The organism is Planomonospora parontospora (assembly GCA_014647935.1).
GTDB classification, from domain to species: domain Bacteria; phylum Actinomycetota; class Actinomycetes; order Streptosporangiales; family Streptosporangiaceae; genus Planomonospora; species Planomonospora parontospora.
Genome location: BMQD01000002.1, coordinates 150,195 through 172,304 on the forward strand (window position 1 = coordinate 150,195; position 22,110 = coordinate 172,304).

Sequence of the window (22,110 nt, forward strand, 5' to 3'; positions counted from 1 at the left end):
GAGCCGCTGTGTGCACGTTCTCTGCATCCCGTCACAGAACGTGCCCAATCGGTTTCGCGAAGTGGCCCGGAGGCCGTACTCTCCCATAGTGAACTAATGGGGGTTTTATTACTCATGGCCGACCCAACAGATACACGCGACACCGGACCACGTGTGGGCTCGCCCCTGTGGGCCTACCTCACGGCGGTCACCGCCACCGGGATCGCCGCCCTGGTCGCGGCGCTGTGGTGGATCAGTCCCGGCGACCCGGCGGACCTCGTGCGCTCCCCGCTGTTCTGGACGCTCATGGTCCTGATCGTGCTGGGGGACCTGCGACCGGTGCTGCTCTCGTCGTCGACGGCGGCGGGGGGCACCTACCCGTCGACGATGTTCACCTTCGCCGCGCTGCTCCACTACGGGCTGCCGGTCGCCGCGCTGATGCAGGCGGTCGGCATCCTGTTCAACGGGGCGGTCACCCGCAAGGCGTGGCACCGGGTCCTGTTCAACGTCGCCCAGGTGACGCTGGCCTGCGCGGCGGCCGGGGCGGTGCTCGCGCTGTTCGGCCACCGGCCGGGGGCCGCCTGGGTCCCGGCCGGCACCGACCTGCTCGCCATCGGCCTGGCCGGGCTGGCCTACTTCGTGACCAGGGGGCTGCTGGTGTGCGGGGCGGTCGCGCTGCACGAGCGGCGGTCGGTCCACCGGGTGATCAGGACCACGATCGGCCACCAGAGCCTGGTCTACGCCGCGCTGCTCGGCCTGGCCCCGCTCGTCGTGGTGGTCATGAACCACTCCCCGGCGCTGGTGCCGCTGTTCGTCGCGCCGATGGCCGCCGTCTACTTCACCGCCACGATCTCGGTCCGCCGCGACCACCAGGCGATGCACGACGGGCTGACCGGGCTGCCGAACCGGAAGCTGCTCGTGCTGCGCACCGAGGAGGCGCTCGCCGAGGCGCGGGCGCGGCAGGGGGAGCGGGTCGGCCTGCTCCTGCTGGACCTCGACCGCTTCAAGGAGGTCAACGACACGCTCGGGCACCCGGTGGGCGACCGGCTGCTGCAGACGGTGGCGCACCGGCTGACCCACAGTGTGCGGCCGGGGGACGTGGTCGCCCGGCTCGGCGGCGACGAGTTCGCGGTGCTGCTGCCCTCGGTCCGGGACGCCGCCGCGGCGCGAGAGGTGGCCGCGCGCCTGCGGGTGGCGCTCACCGAGCCGGTCCGGCTGGAGGGCATGACCTTCGACATGGACGCCTCGATCGGCATCGCGCTCCACCCCGACCACGCGCCGGACTTCGAGCTGCTGCTGCAGCGCTCCGACGTGGCGATGTACCTCGCCAAGGAGGGCCGGACCGGCGTCGAGCTCTACGTCGCCGACAAGGACCGAAACAGCCCCGAACGGCTCGGCCTCCTCGGCGACCTGCGCCGGGCCATCGACCGCGGCGAGCTCGCGCTGCACTACCAGCCGAAGATCGATCTGGCCGCCGGGCAGGTGCGGGGGGTGGAGGCGCTGCTGCGCTGGCGCCACCCGGTGCGGGGGACGGTCTACCCGGACGACTTCATCCCGCTCGCCGAGCAGTCCTACCTGATGCGCCAGCTCACCGAGTACGTCATCGACGCGGCGCTGGAGCAGGCCGCCGACTGGTGGCACGCGGGGGTGCACGAGCAGATCTCCGTCAACGTCTCGGCCCGCGACCTGCTCGACTCCGCCCTCCCCGAACGGCTGGAGGCCGGCCTGGCGAAGCACCGGCTGCCGCCCAAGGCGATCCAGCTGGAGGTCACCGAGCGCATCCTGATGACCGACCAGGCTTACACCGCCGACGCCGTACGGGCGCTGAACTCCCTGGGCGTGCCGCTCGCCCTGGACGACTTCGGCACCGGCTACTCCTCGCTGGTGCGCCTGCAGCGGCTCCCGGTGGCCGAGGTCAAGATCGACGCCTCGTTCGTGCGGAGGATCTGCGAGTCCGGGGACGACGAGCGGATCGTCCGCTCCATCGTCGACCTGGTCCGCTCGCTGGGGCTGCGCTCGGTCGCCGAGGGCGTCGAGTCGGCCGAGGTGGCCGCGCGCCTGGAGGAGATGGGCTGCGACCTCGCCCAGGGCTGGTGGTTCGCCGAGCCGATGTCCGCCGCCGACGCGACGGCCTGGCTCCGCGAGCACCGCGCCCCGGTCCGGCCCGCCTTCCGGGTGCCCGACCCGGCCGGGCTGCTCGACCCCCAGACGGCCTAGCCCCAGGCGCTCATCAGATCGTCGGGGCCGTACGACGCGGTCAGGCCCGAACAGGAGACCCCGTTGCGGGAGACGGCGACGAGGGGCACCGGATCACCGGTGAGGGCGGCGCGGTGCCTGGCCAGCGCGGCCAGGTCGTGGTCGTCGAAGGCGGCGTTCTCCAGCCACTTGATCGATCCGAGGAAGCGGAGCTCCCGCGCGATCGGTCCGCGGTCGGCTCCGACGATGTCGATCTCCAAGTCGTTGCTCCGGGTCCAGTAGGAGCCGACCGTCGGAGCCTCCGGGAGCCTGTCGTCCGGCAGCAGCCTGGCCAGTGACTCGCGTACGAGCGGCTCGATGGCGCGTCCCCGCCAGGTGCTCCACCGCGAGACGATCCGCCGGAGGGTCAGATCGCCGCGGCGGCGCTCGATCTCCGGCATGTGCGGATGGAGGAAGGAGAGCCAGAAGCGCAGGTAGGGGTCGGTGACCCGGTAGCGGCGCTCCTTCGACGGGCGCAGGGACACGGGGAGCTCACCGGCCACCATCCCCTTGGTGGTCAGTAGATCTGCCGCGCGGGACAGCGTGCTGTGGGAGATGCCGCCAGCCTTCCGGGCGATGTTGGTGAACGTGCGCTCGCCGCTGCCGATCGCCTGCAGCACCTGGCTGGCCTGTGCCTCCACCGGGAACTCGGCCGCGAGTGAGCGCTCGGCGGACACCAGGAGCGCGGAGACCGGATTCGTCAGGGCGCCGTGCAGGTACTCCCAGAGCGACGCCCCGCGCGGCCATTCGCCGCAGACCAGGGGGAGACCGCCCGTGACGACGGTGGCGTCGAACGCGTCGGCCGGGGAGAGCTGGAGCATGCGCTGGATCTCGTGGGGGTTGAGCGGTCCGACGACCATCTCGGTCCCCCGCTGGTGGAACGGGCGCTCGTAGCCGTTCAGGGCCTCCATCATCGACAGGTCGGAGCCGATGAGGACGAGCAGGACGGGTTTCCGGCTGAGGAACCGGTCCCAGGCACGCTGCAGGAGGCCTTCGAAGGCGTCGACGCGTTCCATGAGGTAGGGGACCTCGTCGATCACGACGACGGAGGGGCCGTCACCGGGCAGAGCGTCGGCGAGGAGTTGCAGGGCCCCGTTCCACGTGCTCGGGGCCGTCTCCGCGAAGACGTCCTTTCCCGGTAGCCCGGAAGCGGAGACGTCGTCCATGAGCTGTCGCAGCTCGGTCTGGGCGTCGGCGCGCGCCGCCGTGTAGAACAGCGACGGCAGGCCGCTCCGGTTGAGGAACTCCTCGGCCAGAGTCGACTTGCCGATCCGCCGCCGTCCACGCATCAGCACGCATCGGCCGGGACGCGCCGTGGAGATCTCTGATCGCACCTGGCCGAGCAGCGAGTCGAGCGACGCCAGCTCGTGCTCCCGGCCGACGAACCCGCCCATGCGACCTCCCTGAGACTTCTCCCGGGGATACTATCGCCAGCGATAGTATTTCGAGAAGAAGTAGGACTGTACTTCGACGAAGTGCCCTCCTGCCTCCTTCCGGCAATGCGGAGTTCAGGGTTCGGCGAAGTACGGAAACTCCGGCGGCGGGCGTGGGACGGCCGCCGGGCACGTCGGGAGGGGAGCCGGGGAGGCGCTCTCCGGCGGCGCCGAGCCGTACCCGAACCCGAGGAGTCGGGCACGTACGGTCACGCACTCTAGGATGACAGTGTCCGATTGCCATTCCACGAAACGGGTTCAACGACTCATGTCCGCCATAACCCGCGACGAGGTCGCTCACCTCGCCCGGCTGTCCAGGCTGGCGCTGTCCGACGAGGAGCTCGACCACTTCGCCGCCCAGCTCGATGTGATCATCGGTGCGGTCGCCCGCGTCGCCGAGGTGGCGGCCGACGACATCCCGCCGTCCTCGCACGCGCTCCCGCTCACCAACGTCTACCGTCCCGACGAGGTACGGCCCGGCCTGACGCCCGAGGCGGCGCTGTCCGGCGCCCCGGCCGTCGAGGAGAACCGCTTCCGCGTCCCGCGCATCCTCGGGGAGGAAGCATGAGCCTGATCCACAAGACCGCCGCCGAGCTCGGCGCGCTGATCGCGAGCGGCGAGACCTCGGCCGTGGAGGTCGCCCAGGCCCACCTCGACCGGATCGCCGCCGTCGAGCCGCAGGTCAACGCGTTCCTGCACGTCGACGCCGAGACGACCCTGGCGCAGGCGCGGAGGGTCGACGAGCGCCTGGCGGCGGGCGAGGAGCTCGGCCCGCTGGCGGGTGTGCCGATCGCGCACAAGGACGTCTTCACCACCACGGACATGCCCACCACCGCGGGATCGAAGATCCTCGAGGGCTGGCGCCCGCCGTACGACGCGACCGTGACCCGGCGGCTGCGCGAGGCCGGGCTGGTGATCCTCGGCAAGACCAACCTGGACGAGTTCGCGATGGGCTCCTCCACCGAGAACTCCGCCTACGGCGTCACCCGCAACCCGTGGGACCTGTCCCGCATCCCGGGCGGCTCCTCCGGCGGCTCGTCCGCGGCGGTCGCGGCCTACGAGGCCCCGCTGTCCACCGGCACCGACACCGGCGGCTCCATCCGGCAGCCCGCCGCCGTCACCGGCATCGTCGGCATGAAGCCGACCTACGGCGGCTCCTCCCGCTACGGCCTGATCGCCTTCGCCAGCTCCCTGGACACCCCGGGCCCGTTCGCCCGCACCGTGCTGGACGCGGCGCTGCTGCACGAGGCGTTCTCCGGGCACGACGCGATGGACTCCACCTCCATCGACGCCGCCGTGCCGCGGGTCGCCGAGGCGGCCCGCGAGGGCGACGTGGCGGGCCTGCGGATCGGCGTGGTCAAGGAGTTCGGCGGGGACGGCTACCAGCCGGGCGTGCTGGCCCGCTTCCGGGAGACCGTGGAGCTGCTGGAGTCCCTCGGCGCCAAGGTCGTCGAGGTCTCCTGCCCGTCGTTCACCACCGCGCTGCCCGCCTACTACCTCATCGCCCCGTCGGAGTGCTCGTCCAACCTGGCGCGCTTCGACGCGATGCGGTACGGCCTGCGCGTCGGCGACGACGGCACGCGGTCGGCCGAGGAGGTCATGGCGCTGACCCGGGCGCAGGGCTTCGGCCCCGAGGTCAAGCGGCGCATCATCCTGGGCACCTACGCGCTGTCCAGCGGCTACTACGACGCCTACTACGGGCAGGCGCAGAAGGTCCGCACGCTGATCGCCCGCGACTTCGAGGCGGCCTTCCACCAGGTGGACGTGCTCGTCTCGCCGACCACGCCGACCACTGCGTTCCCGATCGGCGAGCGCGCCGACGACCCCATGGCGATGTACCTCGCCGACCTGTGCACGATCCCCACCAACCTGGCCGGCAACGCGGCCATCTCGGTGCCGTGCGGTCTGGCGGACGAGGACGGCCTCCCGGTCGGTCTGCAGATCATGGCGCCCGTGCTCGGCGACGACCGCTGCTACCGGGTCGGCGCCGCGGTGGAGCGGGCCCTGACGGACCGCTGGGGCGGCGGTCTGCTGTCCAAGGCGCCCGCGCTCTAGGCGCGGGCAGGGCACCGGGGAGGAAACGGGGGAGTGATCACTCGCATCGAGATCGACGGGTTCAAGTCGTTCCTGGACTTCGAGATCGACGTGCCGCCGTTCCTCGCGCTGGTCGGTCCGAACGCCGGGGGCAAGTCCAACCTGTTCGACGCGCTGGGCTTCGTCGCCGACGAGGTCGGCGGCTCCGGCGGTCTCCTCGGCGCGCGCCGGGGAGCGCCGAACGAGCAGTTCCACCGGGTCGCGCAGGGCGCCCCCGTCGCGGCGTTCACCGTCGCGGTGGAGGCCCTGGTCTCCCCGGAGCCCGGGGCCCTGCTCCCGGTCCGGTTCGACACGGGCGCGGAGATGGTGCTGCGCATCCCGAGGTCCACCGGGGCGGTCGTCAGCCACGTGGCCCGGCGGCTCCCGCCGGAGCTGCTGGAGCTCATGGTGGTGGATCCCGACCCGGCGGGCACGCCCCGCCGCACGGTCGCCGCGTGGCGCCGCCACGCCCCGGTCCCGCGCGCCATGCGCGGGCGGGGCGCGCCGGACGACCTCGGGCCGCTGGCCGCCGACGGGGCGAACCTCGCCGCGGTGCTCGGCCGGATGGCGGGCACGGCGGCCTTCGCCGACCTGGTGGCCGACCTCGCCGCGCTGGTCCCCGGCGCGGCCGGGCTCCTGCCCCGGCTGGAGCGCGGCGAGTGGTCCTTCGACCTGATCCTGGACGGCCAGGGCGAGGTCCCGGTGGCGCTGCTGTCGGACGGGACCCTGCGGATCACCGGCCTGCTGGCGGCCCTGCACGACCCGGACCACCCGGCCACCCTCCTGGTGGAGGAGGTCGAGGCCGGCGTGCACCCCGGGCGGCTGGGCGAGCTGCTCCGGCGGGTCCGGCAGCGGGTCCGCGAGCCCGGCGGCGCGGAGCCGTACCGGCAGGTGATCGTGACCAGCCACTCGCCGGCGGTGGTCGCCGAGCTCGGCCGGACGGCCCCGGAGTCGCTGGTCTTCCTGGACGCGGTGGTGCGGGTCGACCCGGCGGCCGACCGGACGTCGCGGGTGAGCGTGGCCAAGCCGGTCCTGCCGGACGGCGAGCCGGGCACGTTCGTCTCGCCCCGGCAGCTCCGCCAGTACCTCGGGGCGGCGGCATGAGCAGCCGCTCCCTGGTCCCCGGCCTGGTCGCCGAGGGGGACGCGGACGGGGGCTTCCTGAGCGTGGTGGTGCCCCGGCAGCTCCGCGAGCTCGTGCGGGCCTCGCCGTACACCGTGGACGTCGAGGCCACGCGGGTCATCGTGTGCGGCCGCGAGCACCTGGTGGCGGCGCTGGAGGAGCTGGCGGGCGACTGCCACCTGATCTTCGCCCGGTCCGGCGACCGCGAACGCGGCCGGTCGGACGGGATCCGCTACCACTCGCACTACCTGGTGCCGGTGGTCGGCCTGGGCGACACCGAGGCCTGGCCGCTGGCGGACCCCGCCGCGTGGGCCGGGCTGCCGGGCAGCGACCTGTCCCGGCTGCCCGCCAGCCCGGCCGACGTCGAGCGGATCGCCTACCCGCGGGAGGTGCTGACCGCGACCGCGCCCCGGCGGGGCAAGCCGGTCGGCGACTACTTCGAGTACATCGGACGCAACATCGACCTCGCCGTCCTGGCCCGGGTCCCCGGCTACGCCGGCTGGGTCGCCGAGACGCGGAACGCGCTGAAGGGACTCGGGTACCTTTGACGCCTCCCACCGCCCGCGGCGACGGCCCACGACGGCACTGTCATCGCAGAACGCTCCGGCTCTCCCGGATCGGACTGGTGACTCCTCCGCTCCCTGAAGGGAGCGGCTTCTCGCTTTCCTCTGCTGAGGTAGGCGACGGACAAGCCCTGCCCGTTTCAAGCAGACGAACTGTAACAGGGAAGCGATTCCCCTGCCGGGTGAACCCGGCAGTTCCCTCGCTAGATCTGATGGAAATGGTGAACGAATCATGAGTACAGGCACGCTCATGCCGTACGACGAGGCGCTGGAGCGCTTCGAGCCGGTGCTGGGCCTGGAGACGCACGTCGAGCTCGGTACGGCCTCGAAGATGTTCTGCGCCTGCCCGACGACGTTCGGCGCGCCGCCGAACACCCACGTCTGCCCGGTCTGCCTGGCGCTGCCGGGTTCGCTGCCGACGGCCAACGCCAAGGCGATCGAGTCGACGATCCGGATCGGCCTGGCGCTGAACTGCTCCATCGCCGAGTGGTGCCGCTTCGCCCGGAAGAACTACTTCTATCCGGACATGCCGAAGAACTACCAGATCAGCCAGTACGACGAGCCGCTCTGCTTCGACGGCTACCTCGACGTCGAGGTGAACGGTCAGACGGTGCGCATCGAGATCGAGCGCGTGCACCTGGAGGAGGACACCGGCAAGTCCACCCACATGGGCGGCGCGACCGGCCGCATCCACGGCGCCGACTACTCGATCGTCGACTACAACCGCGCGGGCATCCCGCTGGTGGAGATCGTCACCAAGCCGATCCCCGGCACCGACCGGCTCGCGCCCGAGGTCGCCCGCGCCTACGTCACCGAGCTGCGCGAGGTCATGCGCTCCCTCGGCGTCTCCGACGTGCGCATGGAGGAGGGCTCCATGCGGTGCGACGTCAACGTCTCCCTCATGCCGCGCGGCGCCTCCGAGTGGGGCACCCGGACCGAGACCAAGAACGTCAACTCGCTGCGCAGCGTCGAGCGCGCGGTCCGCAGCGAGATCGAACGCCAGGCCGGGATCCTCGCCGGCGGCGGCCGGATCGTCCAGGAGACCCGCCACTTCCACGAGGACACCGGCACCACCACCTCGGGCCGGTCCAAGGAGGAGGCGCAGGACTACCGCTACTTCCCCGAGCCCGACCTGGTGCCGATCGCCCCGGACTTCGCCTGGGTGGCCGCGCTCAAGACGGCCCTGCCGGAGCTGCCGCGGCTGAAGCGCAAGCGGCTCCAGCAGGAGTGGGGCGTGTCCGACCTGGACATGGAGGCCATGCACAACGCCGACGCCATCGACCTGGTCGAGGCGACGGTGTCCGCCGGCGCACCGCCCGCGGACGCCCGCAAGTGGTGGATGGGCGAGCTGGCCCGCCGGGCCAACGAGGCCGGCGTGCCGCTGAGCGCGCTGCGGATCACCCCGGACGAGATCGCGCGGGTCTGCGCGATGGTCGCCGGCGGCGCGCTCAACGACAAGCTGGCCCGCCAGGTGCTGGAGGGCGTGCTGAACGGCGAGGGCTCGCCGGACGACGTGGTGGCCGCCCGCGGCCTGCAGATCGTCAACGACGAGGGCGAGCTGTCGGCGATCATCGACCAGGTGCTGGCGGACAACGCCGACGCGGCGGACAAGGTCCGCAACGGCAAGATCGCCGCAGCCGGCGCGCTGGTCGGCGGCGTCATGAAGGCCAGCCGCGGCAAGGCCGACGCGGGCCGGGCCCGCGAGCTGATCCTGCAGAAGCTCGGCGTCTCCGAGTAGGCCTCTCCGGGGCGGCGCCGTCCCAGAGGGGGAGTGATCCGCGAAGGCGCGGGCCCACCGGTCCCGACCGGCGGGCCCGCGCCTTCGCGGTGTCCGGCGCCTGCCGAGGGCCGTCCGGATCCGCAGATCAGGAGATCGCCTCGGCGGGACGGGCACGAAGCACGAGCCGCGCGGGAAGGGCGGTGGCGGCCAGGGCCAGGACGGCCACCGAGGCGACCACGGCCAGGTAGGCCGGCGGCGGCACGTACGGCCGTGCCGAACCGGTCATGCCCAGGCTGAAGGCCGTGAGCGTGACCAGCGAGATCACCGTGCCGACGGTCACCGAGACGAGCACCGCGGTCAGCGTCTCCAGACGGGCCGTCCTCAGCACCTGCCGGCGCGTGGTGCCGACGAGGCGGAGCAGGGCGAACTCGCGGGAGCGGTCCGCGGCGGACATCGCCAGCGTGTTGACCGCGGCGATCGCGGTGAACGCGATGATCAGACCCATCGCCACGTAGTTGACCTCGGCGTTCGGTGTGCCCGCCGCGGCGGCCCGGGCCCTGTCGAGCACCGCGACGCCCGGTGCGGCCCGCTCCAGGGCCGCGCGGGAGAGCGACGGCGCCGAGACCAGGACGGTGGAGAAGGGATCGTCGACGTGCGGGCGCACCAGCTCGTGCGCCAGGAGGAGCTCGCCGTACCCGAGGCCCCGCTCGTAGACGGCGACGACGCGGAGCGTCGCGCCGGCGCCGTCGCCGAGGACGAGCCGGAGCGGCGAGCCGACCGACACGCCGAGGCGGGACGCGGCGGTCCGGCTGACGGCGACCGTCTGCGGGCCGAGCCCGTGCAGCGATCCGGCGACCACTCCGGGGTCGAGCGTCGACGAGAGCCCCGCGGGTGTGACGGCTCGTGCGCCGTACTTCTCCAGGCCGACCCGGACCGAGGTGTGCAGCACCTCGGTGACCGCCTCCACGCCCGGCACCCCGCGTACGGCCTCGGCCGCGGCGGAGGAGACCCGCGGGCCGAGCACGTAGTCGGCGCGGTCGCCCGCCGCCGCCTCCTCCTGGGCGGCGTGCCCCATCGTGGTCTGCACGAACAGGATCGTGCACGTCATCGCGACCATCAGGCTGAGTGGAGTGATCACCGAGGCCAGTCGGTGCGACCCGGCCCGCAGGTTCGCCGCGGCGAGGTACCCGCTCACCCGGGAGGCGCGCAGCACCACTCCGAGCACCGCGACGGACACCCGGGCGATCACCGGGCCGAGCAGGGCGACCGCGACCGTCCACACCAGTGGGGTCAGCATCGTCACCGGACCGGACGCCGCCTCGGTGGACAACCCCGACAGCACCGACGTCAGCACGGCACCGCCCGCGGCGCACGACAGCCCGGCGAGCATCCGTCCCCGGGGCAGGCGCGCGGTCGGCAGCGCCGCCTCGCCGAGGGCCTCGACCGGGCGGATGCGGGCGGTCCGGCGGGCGGAGACGCGCGCGGCGGTCCAGGCGGCCAGGACGGTCGCCGCGAGCGCGGCGAGTACCGGGAACGGGCTCACCACGAGCCGCAGGTTCTCCGGCATCACACCCAGCGCGACGAACCGGGAGCGCAGCCAGAAGCCCAGGCCGATTCCCAGAGCGGACCCCAGGGCTCCGGCGACGACGCCGAGCACGAGCGCCTCGCCGCCGAGCAGCCGGCGCACCTGCCGGGGTGTCGCCGCGACCGCTCTCAGCAGGGCGATCTCCCGGTGGCGCTGCTGGACGGAGAGCGCGAACGTGCCGACCACGACGAGGACCGCGACCAGCAGCGCGGTACCGCCGAGGGCGCCGCCCATGCTGATCAGCTTCAGCCGTGCCTGCTCCGCGTCGAGGAACTCGGCCGCGCCGCGCTCGTCCCCGGTGTGGGCGACCGCACCGCCGAGCACCGGGGTCAGGTCGGTCCGAGGCGCACCGGACCGGGGGAAGACGCCGATCGCGCTGACCAGACCGGGGCGGCCGGCCAGGCGGCGGGCCTCGGCGGCGGCGAAGAACAGCGTGTCCTGGCTGGGCAGGGCCTCGGCGGTGACGCCCGACACCCGGTAGACCCGTGATCCCGCCGGTGACTCCACGGTCACCTCGGCGCCCACGTCCAGCCCCGCCCGCGCGTCCGCCACCAGTTCGTTCCCGTTCCCGGGCGCGCGTCCGGCGCGCAGGGTGAACGGAGTGAGCGGGGCCGACTCCCAGCCGTGCCCCCAGAAGGACCGGCCCGCGACCAGGACGGGGAACGTCACCTCGGTGACCACCCGCCCGACCCCCGGCAGCCGGCCCAGCTCCCCGGCGAGGGAGGCGGGGATCCACCGGCGCTCCGACAGGGCCTTGGCCTTCGTCTTGGTCTTCTCCTCCGACTTCCGGATCGTCTCGCGGGCATACCGGTCGCCCGCGACGAGCACCGGGGCGCCCGCGTAGCGTTCGGGGGCGACGCCGCCGCGCAGCCCGGTCTCCAGCAGCATCCCGCAGGCGCAGACCAGGGCCGCCGCGCACATCAGGGCGAGGAAGGCGCCCGCGAAGCCGGCCTTGCGGTGCCGGATCGCCCGCAACGCGAAGAAGATCATTAAACCCACGCTCCCAGTCTGGTCATGCGCTCGGCCACCCGGTCGGAGGTGGGCGCGGTCATCGCGTCCACGATCCGGCCGTCGGCCAGGAACAGGACGGTGTCGGCGTAGGAGGCCGCCACCGGGTCGTGGGTGACCATCACCACGGTCTGGCCCATGCCGTCCACCACCTCGCGGAGCAGCCTCAGCACGTCACGGGCGGTCATCGTGTCGAGCGCTCCGGTGGGCTCGTCGCCGAAGACCACCTCGGGCCGGACCGCCAGCGCCCGGGCGATGGCCACCCGCTGCTGCTGCCCGCCGGAGAGCTGGGCGGGCCGGTGCCCGGTCCGCCCGTCCAGGCCGACCCTCGAGACGACCTCGCGGAGCCAGGCCCGATCCACCCGGCTGCCCGAGAGCCGGAGCGGCAGCGTGATGTTCTCGGTCACGGTCAGCGAGGGCACCAGGTTGAACGCCTGGAACACGAATCCGATCCGCTGCCTGCGCAGCTTCGTCAGCCGCGTCTCGTCCATCCCGGTCAGCTCGGTGCCGCCCAGCCGTACCGAGCCCGAGGACGGTGCGTCCAGCCCGGCCGCGCAGTGCAGGAACGTGCTCTTCCCCGATCCCGACGGCCCCATCACCGCGGTGAAGCTCCCCTGCGGGATGCCCACCGTCACCTCGCGCAGGGCCGCCACCGCGCCCTGGCCCGTGCCGTACACCTTGCTCACCGCGTCCAAACGCACCACATCCGTCATGCCTGCCAGCCTGCTGGCCTGCGGTCCGCCGGGCCAGAGATGTGATCACCGGCGGACCGTGACATCGTCATGATCCGGGCACTGGTAGACATGTCCCGTGATCCGTGTGCTGCTGGCCGAGGACCAGCACGTCGTCCGGGGCGCCCTGGTGGCGCTGCTGGGCCTGGAGGAGGACCTGGAGGTCGTCGCCGCCGTCGAGTCGGGCGACGCCGTGGTGCCCGCCGCGCTTCTGCACCGGCCCGACGTCGCGGTCCTCGACATCGACATGCCCGGCGCGCTCGACGGCCTCGCCGCCGCGGGAGAGCTCCGCTCGCGGCTGCCCGCCTGCCGGACGCTCATGCTCACCGCGTACGGCAAGCCGGGTCATCTCCGCCGGGCGCTCGGTGCGAGGGCGGACGGGTTCCTGCTGAAGACCGCACCGCCGGAGGAACTGGTGGCCGCCATCCGCGCGGTGGCCGGCGGCGAGCGGGTGCTCGACCCCTCGTTGGCGGTGACGGCCTGGGACCTGGCCGACAACCCGCTCACCCCCCGCGAGGCCGACGTGCTCCGGCTGGTGGCGGAGGGGATCGACGCCGCCGAGATCGCCGGGCGCCTCTTCCTGAGCGCGGGAACCGTGCGCAACTACATCACCGCGATCGTCGCCAAGCTCAACGCCCGCAACCGGGTCGACGCGGTGCGCGTCGCGAGAGAGGCGGGCTGGATCTGACCGCGCCGTGCCCGCACGGCCAGGACGGGGACCGGGCCATGCGGGTGCGGACCGCCCTGCGACCGGGCCGCCCGGGGACGGGCCGGTCGGGGCTGAGGCGGCGGACGGGGCCGTCCGGGGAGGGACCGCGGCGCCGTGCCGTCCGAGGCGCGGGGAGCCTCAGCCGGCGGGTACGGACATGGCGGGGGACGCGGCGGGGACACGGGCCTCGATCTCGAACCGCTCGCCGTCACGGGTGGTGGCGAGACCGCCGCCGAGGACGGCCAGCCGCGTGGTCAGGTTTCCGACTCCCGCCGAGCCGCGGCGCCCCGCGGTCCGGTCCGGGGCGGGACCCCCGGCGGGTACCGCTGCCGGGCGAACACCGTCGTTGCGCACGCGGAGCCGTACCTCGCCCTGCCCGCGGTCCGTCGCGATCGTGCAGCGGCGTGCTGTGCTGTGCCGGAGCACGTTGGTCACCGCCTCACGCAGCACCGTGCTCAGCACGGTCTCGACCCCCGCGGTGACGCGGCCGTGGCCCAGCTCGACCGTGACATCGATGCCCGCGGCGCCCAGGAGCGACCGCGCCGACTCCGCCTCGGCGGCCAGCGTCATCTCGTGCCGCTCCCCGGAGACGGAGCGCATGTCGGCCTCGGCCTTCTCCACCATCCCGAGCACGTCCTCGATCTCGGCGCGGGCCCGGACGGGGTCGAGCCTCCTGGCCAGCTCGCACTTGAGGAGGATCGCCGCCATGCTGTGGCCGAGCAGGTCGTGCAGGTCCCGGGCGGCGCGCAGGCGCTCCTCGACCACCGCCGAGCGGGCCAGTCCCTCCTTGACCGCCTGGATCTCCTTCGCCAGCAGGGCCAGGCGGATGAGTCCGTGGACGACCAGGCCGGTCACCAGCGTGCTCACGGTGTGGTTCACCGTCACGGCGGGCTCCAGCCCGAGGACGACGCCGATGACCGCGGCGCTCGCCGTCACGGAGGCGACGAGCGGCCAGGCGAGCACCGCGGGGAAGGCCAGCAGGAGCGGACCGGAGAGGAAACCGGCGACGCCCAGCCAGACCTCGCCGAAGGCGGGGATCGGGAGATAGGTGAGCAGGGCCATGACCGCCAGTGACCGCAGGTGGCGGCCGGACACCAGGCGGAGCTGGAGGAGAAGGATCAGCCCGAGGCAGGCGGCCGCCGGGAGCAGCGAGTCCGCCGGGAGCCGGAGCAGCGCCTTGGCGCTGAACCCGGCCAGGACGACGGCCAGCAGGGTGAAGGAGAGAACGGAGGCGTGCCGGTCGTCCGGCGGGAGCGACGGAGCGGATCCGGTGCTGGGAAGCACGACGGAGACGGTGAAACGGCCGGTGGAGGACAGGCCCGTCGTGAGCGATCCGCCCGCCTCGGCGACCCGGCCGGGAAGGTCGCCCAGGCTCTCGTCCTCCGCGGTCCTGGCTCCGTCGTTGGAGACGCGGAGCCGGACTCCGCCCTCGGACGTGTCGGTCTCGATCTCGCACGTCGTCGCCGTGCCGCGCCGTACGACCTCGGTCACCGCCTCCCGGAGCACGGCCGCGAGCAGCGCGCCCGCGGGCCCCAGCGGTTCGGCGTGGCCGGCGCGCACTTGCGCGGTCACGCCCGCGGCCATCAGCATCGCGCGGGCGGTGGTGATCTCGGGCGCCAGGGACATGGCGCGGTACCCGGAGGCGGCGGCCCGCGCCTCGGCCAGAGCCCGCCGCGCCATGTCCGCGACCTGTCCGAGGATCTCAGCCGTGCGTTCCGGCTCGGCCAGGGCGCGCCTGCCGCCTGCAGCGATCATGGTGAGGCCTCGCCCGAGACCGTCGCTCAGTTCGGCGGTGATGCGCAGCCGCTCCTCGGCGACGGCGGTCACGGCGAGGGCGAGCCTGGCCGAGTGCAGTTGGTCGACCCGCTCGGTGAGCCGGGTCAGGCCGTAGACCACCAGCGCGATCAGGACCATCGTGATCGTGGCGTCGGCCGTGGCGGACGCTTCGCCGTACCGGACGGAGCCGATCACCGCCGCCGCCACGGCGACCGCCGGAGCGAGCGGCCACAGCGGAGACAGCAGCAGCGACCCGGCCAGGAAGCCGAGCATGCCGACGGACGCGCCGGAGGCGAGAACGCCCCAGAACCCGGCTCCGGCCTGTACGGCGAACAGCATCGGCCCCCGGAACCTCCCGAGCGCCGGCAGGACGTGAACGAGCTGCAGCGCGAACACGGCGATCGCGATCGGCACCCCGGCCAGCAGGTACACGCTGGCGAACGCGCCCAGAACGGCGAGGGTGATCCCCCGGGCCAGGTGGGGCGCTTGCATCTGCGGCAAATCCGTACCTCGAATCACGGGACAGCGCGGTTCACTGGACAGACCCGCCTGGTGCGCGACCGCCGTCCGGGTCCGGTGGTGCTCATACCGGGGTGCCGTCCGGGTCGTAGGGCAGCCGGGCCGCCACGCGGAAGCCTCCTCCGGGCCGGGGCCCCGCCTCGAACGCGCCTCCGTACATCTTGGCGCGCTCGCGCATGCCGATCAGGCCGTGACCGTCCCGGCCGGCGTGGTCCGCGCGCGGCGGACGGCCGTGGCGGGGGCCGTCGTCGACGACCTCGATCACGGCCTCCCGCCCGTCGACGTCGACGGTGACCGCGCAGCGGGTGGGCCCGGCGTGGGTGACGACGTTGGCCAGGGCCCGCTGCACGATCCGGTACACCGACACCGCGACCGTGGCGGGCAGCACGGCCCTTTCGCGGACGGTCAGCTCCACCTCGATCCCGGCCGAGCGGGCGTGGGCGGCCAGTTCGGGCAGGTCCCCCATGCCGGGCGCGGGCAGCCGGTCCTGCCGGGGGTCGCCGTCGGCGCGCAGCAGGTCGAGCACCCGGTGGATCTCGGCGAGCGTGCTGCGGCTGGTCTGCTCGATGACGGCCAGCGCGGCGCGCATCTCCTGCGGACGGGCGTCGGCGACGTGGTTGGCGACGGCGGCCTTGACGGCGATCAGGCTCATGCTGTGACCGATGACGTCGTGCAGTTCCCGGGCGATGCGCCTGCGCTCGTCGGTCACCGCGGCGTCGGCGACGCTCTTTCCGTCGAACCGCCGTTCAGCCCATTCCATGGCGGCAAGCTATCGTCGCACCGGAGCATGCGGCGTCTGCCCACGGTCGGACATGCGCCTCTGTCCGGGGTCGTACCACCCGCCGATCCGCCCGTCGAGATGCGACCCCGGCCGGACGCGTGCGCCCCGTCCCGAACCGCACCATTCTCATGCACCCCGCCGCACCGGGAGATAACGGGTCGCACGGTCCGCGGTGGGGCCGTACCGTCATCCGCATGAAGCTGCTGTCCGTCAACATCGGCCGGCCCCGGCCCAACCCGTGGAAGAACCTGGGCGCGACGGGCATCGACAAGCGCCCCGCCGACGGCCCGGTCGCCGTGCGCGAACCCGGCCCCAAGGGCACCGGCGCGGTCGGCCTGGCGGGCGACCGCGTCTACGACGTGAAGCACCACGGCGGATCGGACCAGGCCGTCTACGCCTACGCCCGCGAGGACCTCGACCTCTGGGAGGCCGAGCTGGGCAGGCCGCTGCCGAACGGCGCCTTCGGGGAGAACCTCACGACCTCCGGCCTCGACGTCAACGGCGCCCTGATCGGGGAGCGCTGGCGGATCGGGCGTGACACGGTCCTGGAGGTCTCGTGCCCGCGCATCCCCTGCGGGACGTTCCAGGGCTGGCTGGAGGTGGAGGGCTGGATCAAGCGGTTCACCCGGGCGGCGCTGCCGGGCCCGTACCTGCGGGTGATCGAGCCGGGGGACATCCGCGGCGGCGACCCGGTCGAGATCGTGCACCGGCCCGGCCACGACGTCACCGTCGCGCTCGCCTTCCGCGCGCTGACCACCGAGCCGGATCTGCTGCCGCGGCTGCTCGCCGCCGACGCCCTGCCGGAGGAGGACAGGGAGCTGGTCCGCAGGCGCACCGGCGGGTGACCGGCTCCCGGGCCCGTGCCGGGGCCGCCCGCGAGGAGAACGGGCGGGCGGCCCGTGCCGGCCCCGCGGGGAGAGAACGGGCGGCCGGTTCCGGGACCGCCCGCGGGAAGGGGGCGGGCGGTCCCCGGCGTCACCGGCTCCCCGCCCGGCGTGCGAGCAGCCTCCTGACCAGCGCCCTGACCAGCGGGGTGAGCAGGGCCAGCAGCGACAGCGCCAGCAGGGCCGCCGCGATCGGGCTGCGCACCAGGACCGCGGCGTCGCCCGCGCCGATGGCCAGCGCCCGGCGCAGCTGGATCTCCGCCATCGGGCCCAGGATCATGCCGATCACCGCGGGCGCGATCGGCAGGCCGAAGCAGCGCATCGCGAAGCCGAGCAGACCCAGGACGTAGAGCACCACCAGGTCGACCCAGGAGGCGTTCAGGGCGTAGACGCCGAGCGCGGCGAACAGCACGATCCCGGCGTAGAGGTAGGGCCGGGGGATGTGCAGCACCTTCGCCCAGACCGGGGCCAGCGGCAGGTTGAGCACCAGCAGCATGGCGTTGCCCAGGAACAGCGACGCGATCATGCCCCAGACCAGGGCCGGGTTGTGGTCGAACAGCTGGGGGCCGGGCTGCAGGCCGTACTGCTGGAAGGCCGCCAGCATGATCGCGGCGGTGGCCGAGGTGGGCAGGCCCAGGGTGAGCAGCGGGACCAGGGTGCCTGCGGCGGAGGCGTTGTTGGCCGCCTCGGGACCCGCGACGCCCTCGATCGCACCCCTGCCGTACTCCTCGCGGGCGACCCCGCGGGCCAGCCGCCGCTCGATCGAGTAGGACAGGAACGTCGGGATCTCCGCGCCGCCGCCCGGCAGCGCGCCGAACGGGAAGCCCAGCGCGGTCCCGCGCAGCCACGGCCGCCAGGACCGGGACCAGTCGGAGCGGCCGAGGAACGCCCGGCCGACCGGGATGATCTCCGGCTCGCCGTGGCGGAGCCGGGAGGCCACGTAGAGCGCCTCACCCAGCGCGAACAGGCCGACCGCGACGACCACCACCTCGATGCCGCCGAGCAGCTGCGGGACACCCAGGGTCAGCCGGGCCTGCCCGGTCTGCTCGTCGATCCCGACCAGGCCGATGACCAGGCCGAACCCCAGTGAGGCCAGGCCGCGCACCACCGAGCGCGAGAGCACCGACGAGACCGCGGTGAACGCCAGCACCGCCAGCGCGAAGTAGTCCTCCGGCCCGAAGGAGATCGCGAAGTCCACGACCAGGGGGGCCGCGACCACCAGCAGGCCCGTGGCGATCGTGCCCGCGACGAACGACCCGATCGCCGCCGTGGCCAGGGCCTGGGCGGCCCGGCCGCGCCGCGCCATCTTGTTGCCCTCCAGCGCGGTGATCATCGAGGAGCTCTCACCGGGCGTGTTGAGCAGGATCGAGGTCGTGGACCCGCCGTACATGCCGCCGTAGTAGATCCCGGCGAACATGATGAACGCGCCGGCCGGGGGCACGTTGAAGGTGATCGGCAGCAGCAGGGCCACGGTCATCGCCGGGCCGATGCCGGGCAGCACCCCCACCAGCGTGCCGAGGGTCACCCCGGCCAGCGCGTAGAGCAGGTTGACCGGGGTGAGCGCGGTCGCGAACCCGTCCAGCAGCAACCGGAACGACTCCACCTAGATCACCCCCGAGAGCAGCCCGGCGGGCAGCGAGACGCCCAGGCCCTTGACGAAGGCCAGGTAGGACAGGGTGGACAGGACGATCGCGAGTGCGCCCGCCCGGAGCCGGTGCTCCGCGCCGAGCGTCACCGCCAGCCCGAAGAACAGCAGCGCGCCCGCGATGATCCAGCCCAGCGGGTCGACCAGGCCCGCGAAGGCCAGGAAGATCACACTGACCTGGGCCACCGTCCGCCAGTCCGCGGGGGCGGCGGCGTCGACGTCCTCGCTCTCCTCCGGGTCGCCGCGGCCGCCGCGGACCACGTCGGCCGCGTAGCAGACCCCGATCAGCAGCAGCGCGATCCCGACGAGCACAGGGAAGAAGCGGGGCCCCAGCCCCAGCGTGGAGCTGGCGGCGGAGACGTCCGCCGTACCCGCGAGCACGAACCCGCCGAGCCCCGCGACGACCAGCGCCATCACCAGCTCCGGCCGCCGCCAGTCCCACCCGCTCCCGGCGGCTCTCCGCTCCGGTACGGCGGGCCCGCCCTCGGCCTCGGCGGTTCCACCGGCCCCGGCGGCCCCGGCGGCCCCGGCGGCAGGGCGCTCCTCCGGCTCCTCGTGCGAGGACATGTCGGAGGACATCAGGAGACGAGCCCCATCTCGGCGATGATGGCCTTGATCCGGATCTGCTCGGCCGCCAGGAAGTCGGCGAACGGCTTGCCCGCCTGGAAGGCGTCGGTCCAGCCGTTCTTGGCCACCGCGTCCTTCCACGCCTGCGACCCGTGCATCTTGGTGACCAGGTCGACCAGCTTCTTCTGGGCCTCCTCGTCCAGGTCGCGGGGGGCGACGAAACCGCGCCAGTTGGCCAGCTCGACGTCCAGGCCGGCCTCCTTCAGCGTGGGCGCGTCCACGCTCGCGATCCGCGCCGGAGCGGACACGCCGAGGGCGCGCAGCCGTCCCGACTTCACGTGCTCGGCGAACTCGCCGACCCCGGAGACGCCCATCGCGACCTTGTTGCCCAGCAGCGCGTTCAGCGCCTCGCCGCCGCCGGAGTGCGCGACGTAGTTGACCCGCTTGGGGTCGATCCCGGCGGCCTTGGCCATCAGCCCCGCCACGATGTGATCGGTGCCGCCGGCCGAACCCCCCGCGACCGCGATCTTCGCGGGGTCCGCCTTCCACGCCGCGACCAGGTCCGCCAGCGTCCGGTGCGGGGACTCGGCGGGGACGACGACGAGCTCGTACTCCTCGACCAGCTTCGCCACGGGCGTGGTGTCGGCCAGGGTCACCTGCGACTTGTTCTGCTCGACCGCGCCCACCATGACCAACCCCATGGTCATCAGCAGGTCGCCGTTGCCCTTCTCCCGCTCCAGCTGGGACAGGCCGATGGTGCCGCCCGCCCCCGGCACGTTGTAGACCTCGATCTTGCGGGACGGGTCGAGGCTCTTGAGGGCCTGCTCCGCCGTACGGGCGGTCTGGTCCCAGCCGCCGCCGGGCGAGGCGGGGGCCATGATCCTCAGCGCGCTGGTGCCCGTGGCCGACCCCGAGCCGCAGGCCGTGAGGGCGGCGAGCGGCAGGATCGCCAGGACCGCGAGTCTGCGAAGGCGCATGTCATCTCCTGACAACGAAAGAAACGGCGTGGTGAGGATGCTGGGGGGTGCGCGCCGCGCTGTCGATGCTTTGCGTGCTTGCCGTCGTATCGGTCGTATTGGTCACGGCCGCCGGGCCGCCCGCGACCCGGCCGTGACCTCCGGGTGCTTTCATGAGGTCTCTGACCTGGGAGTACTCGTGCGAAAGATCCTCAGCGCCTCTCTCGGCACCCAGCTGTTCGTGCTGCAGATGGCGGTCGTGCTGCTCTCGGCGGGCGGTACGGCGGGCGTCTGGACGGAGCACCTGCGCGACCAGCTCGAGCGGCGGCACCAGCAGCGGGCCCTGGCCATCGCCGAGGCGGTGGCCGGGCTGCCCGAGGTGCGGGAGGCGTTCGCCCACCCCCGCCCACCGTCGGTCCTGCAGCCGATAGCGCTGGGCGTGCAGGCCGCGACCGGCGCGGACTACGTGGTGATCGCCAACCGCGACCAGATCCGCTACACCCACCCCAACCCGGAGCTGATCGGCAGGCGGCTGTCCACCGACGGCTCACCGGTCCTGTCCACCGGCCGCGCCTGGACCGGCGTCCAGACCGGGACCCTCGGCCGCTCGGTGCGGGGCAAGGCCCCCGTCCGCGACGCCTCCGGCGCGATCATCGGCCTGACCTCGGTCGGGGTGTTGGAGGAGACCGTCGCGGGCCAGTTCGGCGCGGCCCTGCCGCCGCTGCTCTGGACCGTGCTGGCCGTGCTCCTCGCCGGATCGGCCGGGGCCGCGCTGATCGCCCGCCGGGTCCGCCGGCAGACCTTCGGCCTCGAGCCGGCGGAGATCGCCTCCCTGCTGGAGCAGCGCGAAGGCGTGCTGCACGGCGTGAAGGAGGGCGTGGTCGCCCTCGACCTGCAGGGCAGGGTGACACTGCTCAACGACGCCGCCCGGGAACTGCTCGGCCTGTCGCCCTGCGACGTCGGCCGCCGGATCGAGGAGATGCCGCTCTCCGACCGCATGCGCGACGTGCTGGCCGGGGAGGACGAGGGCGACGACCTGGTGGTCCTGCACCGCGACCGGGTGCTGGTGCTCAACCGCATGCCGGTGGCCGTACGCGGGCGGAGCAACGGCTGGGTGGTCACCCTGCGCGACCGGACCGAGCTGGTACGGCTGGCGCGCGCGCTCGACCAGGCCAGCAGCACGACCGACGCGCTGCGCGCCCAGGCCCACGAGTTCGCCAACCGCATGCACACCGTCGTCGGCCTGCTGGAGCTCGGCGAGCACGAGACGGCGATCGGCTACATCACCCGGACCACCGAGGTGATCGGCCACCACTCCGCGGGCATCAGGGAGAAGGTCGCCGACCCGACCCTGGCCGCGCTGCTGCTGGCCAAGTCCGCCGAGGCGGCCGAGCGGGGCGCGACCCTGGTGCTCGCCGACGACTGCCGGGTGGAGGAGGGCGCGCTCGGCGACCCGCAGGACGCCGTGCTCGTCGTCGGCAACCTGGTGGCCAACGCCCTGGACGTGCTGGAGGAGATCGGAGGGACGGTGGAGGTCTCGGTGCGCACCGAGAAGGACGGCCTGCACGTCCGCGTCGGCGACTCGGGCCCCGGCGTCAGCCCCGCGCTGGCCGAGGAGGTGTTCCGGGAGGGCTTCACCACGAAGGTCGCCCGGTCCGGCCCCCGCGGGCTGGGCCTGGCCCTGACCCGGCAGGCCTGCCTGCGGCGCGGTGGCTGGATCCGGGTGCACAACGCGGGCGGCGCGGTCTTCACGGCCCTGCTGCCCCGCAGGGAGGAGGCCGCGTGAGCGCCCCCCGGGGAACGGCGCCGCAGACCGGCGTCCTG

The 22,110-nt window shown here is 73.5% G+C and carries 17 protein-coding genes; 9 read left to right on the forward strand and 8 right to left on the reverse strand.

Features of this window, described 5'->3' with window-relative positions; genetic code table 11:
- Nucleotides 1-114 precede the first annotated feature (114 nt).
- Complete coding sequence (locus tag IEZ07_RS03760) at nt 115-2,196, forward strand: putative bifunctional diguanylate cyclase/phosphodiesterase (protein ID WP_191893519.1); 2,082 nt, start codon at nt 115-117, stop codon at nt 2,194-2,196.
- Here IEZ07_RS03760 and IEZ07_RS03765 read toward each other — a convergent pair.
- A complete protein-coding gene (locus IEZ07_RS03765) occupies nt 2,193-3,608 on the reverse strand; it encodes an ATP-binding protein (protein WP_191893520.1) in 1,416 nt (471 codons plus the stop codon). The genes IEZ07_RS03760 and IEZ07_RS03765 overlap by 4 nt on opposite strands.
- A gap of 307 nt (nt 3,609-3,915) precedes the next feature.
- Here IEZ07_RS03765 and gatC point away from each other — a divergent pair, with 307 nt between their 5' ends.
- From gatC to gatB, 5 genes are all read left to right on the forward strand, one after another.
- Nucleotides 3,916-4,215, forward strand: a complete 300-nt coding sequence (gatC, locus tag IEZ07_RS03770; protein ID WP_191893521.1) for an Asp-tRNA(Asn)/Glu-tRNA(Gln) amidotransferase subunit GatC — start codon at nt 3,916-3,918, stop codon at nt 4,213-4,215.
- The gene (gene gatA / locus IEZ07_RS03775; RefSeq protein WP_191893522.1) at nt 4,212-5,702 is read left to right on the forward strand and encodes an Asp-tRNA(Asn)/Glu-tRNA(Gln) amidotransferase subunit GatA; all 1,491 of its coding nucleotides are present in this window, start codon (nt 4,212-4,214) and stop codon (nt 5,700-5,702) included. The genes gatC and gatA overlap by 4 nt, the downstream gene beginning before the upstream one ends.
- A gap of 33 nt (nt 5,703-5,735) precedes the next feature.
- Nucleotides 5,736-6,824, forward strand: a complete 1,089-nt coding sequence (locus tag IEZ07_RS03780; RefSeq protein ID WP_191893523.1) for an AAA family ATPase — start codon at nt 5,736-5,738, stop codon at nt 6,822-6,824.
- Nucleotides 6,821-7,390, forward strand: coding sequence for a hypothetical protein (locus tag IEZ07_RS03785; protein ID WP_191893524.1), 570 nt, complete (start codon nt 6,821-6,823; stop codon nt 7,388-7,390). Before IEZ07_RS03780 ends, IEZ07_RS03785 begins: the two co-directional genes overlap by 4 nt.
- A gap of 247 nt (nt 7,391-7,637) precedes the next feature.
- A complete protein-coding gene (gatB, locus tag IEZ07_RS03790) occupies nt 7,638-9,143 on the forward strand; it encodes an Asp-tRNA(Asn)/Glu-tRNA(Gln) amidotransferase subunit GatB (protein ID WP_191893525.1) in 1,506 nt (501 codons plus the stop codon).
- 127 nt (nt 9,144-9,270) lie between these two features.
- On the opposite strand, the gene IEZ07_RS03795 is transcribed toward gatB, so the two are convergent.
- Nucleotides 9,271-11,700 (reverse strand): ABC transporter permease, encoded by a 2,430-nt coding sequence (locus IEZ07_RS03795; protein ID WP_191893741.1) that lies wholly within the window; start codon nt 11,698-11,700, stop codon nt 9,271-9,273.
- Nucleotides 11,700-12,431, reverse strand: coding sequence for an ABC transporter ATP-binding protein (locus IEZ07_RS03800; protein ID WP_191893526.1), 732 nt, complete (start codon nt 12,429-12,431; stop codon nt 11,700-11,702). The genes IEZ07_RS03795 and IEZ07_RS03800 overlap by 1 nt, the downstream gene beginning before the upstream one ends.
- Before the next feature lie 97 nt (nt 12,432-12,528).
- Between IEZ07_RS03800 and IEZ07_RS03805 the strand changes: the two genes are divergently transcribed.
- Entirely contained in the window at nt 12,529-13,137 is a 609-nt protein-coding gene (locus tag IEZ07_RS03805) for a response regulator transcription factor (RefSeq protein ID WP_191893527.1), read from the forward strand.
- Nucleotides 13,138-13,296: 159 nt separating this feature from the next.
- Here the strand turns inward: IEZ07_RS03805 and IEZ07_RS03810 are convergent, their stop codons facing one another.
- Both IEZ07_RS03810 and IEZ07_RS03815 read right to left on the reverse strand, forming a co-directional pair.
- Nucleotides 13,297-15,426: a sensor histidine kinase gene (locus IEZ07_RS03810; RefSeq protein WP_204054260.1), complete on the reverse strand. Its 2,130-nt coding sequence runs from the start codon at nt 15,424-15,426 to the stop codon at nt 13,297-13,299.
- A 91-nt stretch (nt 15,427-15,517) separates the two neighbouring features.
- Nucleotides 15,518-16,213 (reverse strand): sensor histidine kinase, encoded by a 696-nt coding sequence (locus IEZ07_RS03815; RefSeq protein ID WP_191893528.1) that lies wholly within the window; start codon nt 16,211-16,213, stop codon nt 15,518-15,520.
- A gap of 215 nt (nt 16,214-16,428) precedes the next feature.
- On the opposite strand from IEZ07_RS03815, the gene IEZ07_RS03820 reads away from it, so the two are divergent.
- Nucleotides 16,429-17,079: an MOSC domain-containing protein gene (locus IEZ07_RS03820; protein WP_191893529.1), complete on the forward strand. Its 651-nt coding sequence runs from the start codon at nt 16,429-16,431 to the stop codon at nt 17,077-17,079.
- A gap of 130 nt (nt 17,080-17,209) precedes the next feature.
- On the opposite strand, the gene IEZ07_RS03825 is transcribed toward IEZ07_RS03820, so the two are convergent.
- The 3 genes from IEZ07_RS03825 to IEZ07_RS03835 are packed head-to-tail and all read right to left on the reverse strand — an operon-like array spanning nt 17,210 to nt 20,307.
- On the reverse strand, nt 17,210-18,721 hold the full coding sequence (locus IEZ07_RS03825; protein WP_191893530.1) for a tripartite tricarboxylate transporter permease: 1,512 nt from the start codon (nt 18,719-18,721) through the stop codon (nt 17,210-17,212).
- On the reverse strand, nt 18,722-19,342 hold the full coding sequence (locus IEZ07_RS03830; protein ID WP_239319462.1) for a tripartite tricarboxylate transporter TctB family protein: 621 nt from the start codon (nt 19,340-19,342) through the stop codon (nt 18,722-18,724).
- On the reverse strand, nt 19,342-20,307 hold the full coding sequence (locus IEZ07_RS03835) for a Bug family tripartite tricarboxylate transporter substrate binding protein (protein WP_191893531.1): 966 nt from the start codon (nt 20,305-20,307) through the stop codon (nt 19,342-19,344). Before IEZ07_RS03835 ends, IEZ07_RS03830 begins: the two co-directional genes overlap by 1 nt.
- 178 nt (nt 20,308-20,485) lie before the next feature.
- On the opposite strand from IEZ07_RS03835, the gene IEZ07_RS03840 reads away from it, so the two are divergent.
- The gene (locus tag IEZ07_RS03840; protein WP_239319459.1) at nt 20,486-22,072 is read left to right on the forward strand and encodes an ATP-binding protein; all 1,587 of its coding nucleotides are present in this window, start codon (nt 20,486-20,488) and stop codon (nt 22,070-22,072) included.
- The last annotated feature ends 38 nt before the right edge of the window (nt 22,073-22,110 follow it).

Bases quoted from the DNA above. Each gene is read 5' to 3' on its own strand.
- IEZ07_RS03760 (WP_191893519.1), top strand. From the start codon at position 115: ATGGCCGACCCAACAGATACACGCGACACCGGACCACGTGTGGGCTCG.
- IEZ07_RS03765 (WP_191893520.1), bottom strand. From the start codon at position 3,608: ATGGGCGGGTTCGTCGGCCGGGAGCACGAGCTGGCGTCGCTCGACTCG.
- gatC (WP_191893521.1), top strand. From the start codon at position 3,916: ATGTCCGCCATAACCCGCGACGAGGTCGCTCACCTCGCCCGGCTGTCC.
- gatA (WP_191893522.1), top strand. From the start codon at position 4,212: ATGAGCCTGATCCACAAGACCGCCGCCGAGCTCGGCGCGCTGATCGCG.
- IEZ07_RS03785 (WP_191893524.1), top strand. From the start codon at position 6,821: ATGAGCAGCCGCTCCCTGGTCCCCGGCCTGGTCGCCGAGGGGGACGCG.
- gatB (WP_191893525.1), top strand. From the start codon at position 7,638: ATGAGTACAGGCACGCTCATGCCGTACGACGAGGCGCTGGAGCGCTTC.
- IEZ07_RS03795 (WP_191893741.1), bottom strand. From the start codon at position 11,700: ATGATCTTCTTCGCGTTGCGGGCGATCCGGCACCGCAAGGCCGGCTTC.
- IEZ07_RS03800 (WP_191893526.1), bottom strand. From the start codon at position 12,431: ATGACGGATGTGGTGCGTTTGGACGCGGTGAGCAAGGTGTACGGCACG.
- IEZ07_RS03810 (WP_204054260.1), bottom strand. From the start codon at position 15,426: ATGCAAGCGCCCCACCTGGCCCGGGGGATCACCCTCGCCGTTCTGGGC.
- IEZ07_RS03815 (WP_191893528.1), bottom strand. From the start codon at position 16,213: ATGGAATGGGCTGAACGGCGGTTCGACGGAAAGAGCGTCGCCGACGCC.
- IEZ07_RS03820 (WP_191893529.1), top strand. From the start codon at position 16,429: ATGAAGCTGCTGTCCGTCAACATCGGCCGGCCCCGGCCCAACCCGTGG.
- IEZ07_RS03830 (WP_239319462.1), bottom strand. From the start codon at position 19,342: ATGTCCTCCGACATGTCCTCGCACGAGGAGCCGGAGGAGCGCCCTGCC.
- IEZ07_RS03835 (WP_191893531.1), bottom strand. From the start codon at position 20,307: ATGCGCCTTCGCAGACTCGCGGTCCTGGCGATCCTGCCGCTCGCCGCC.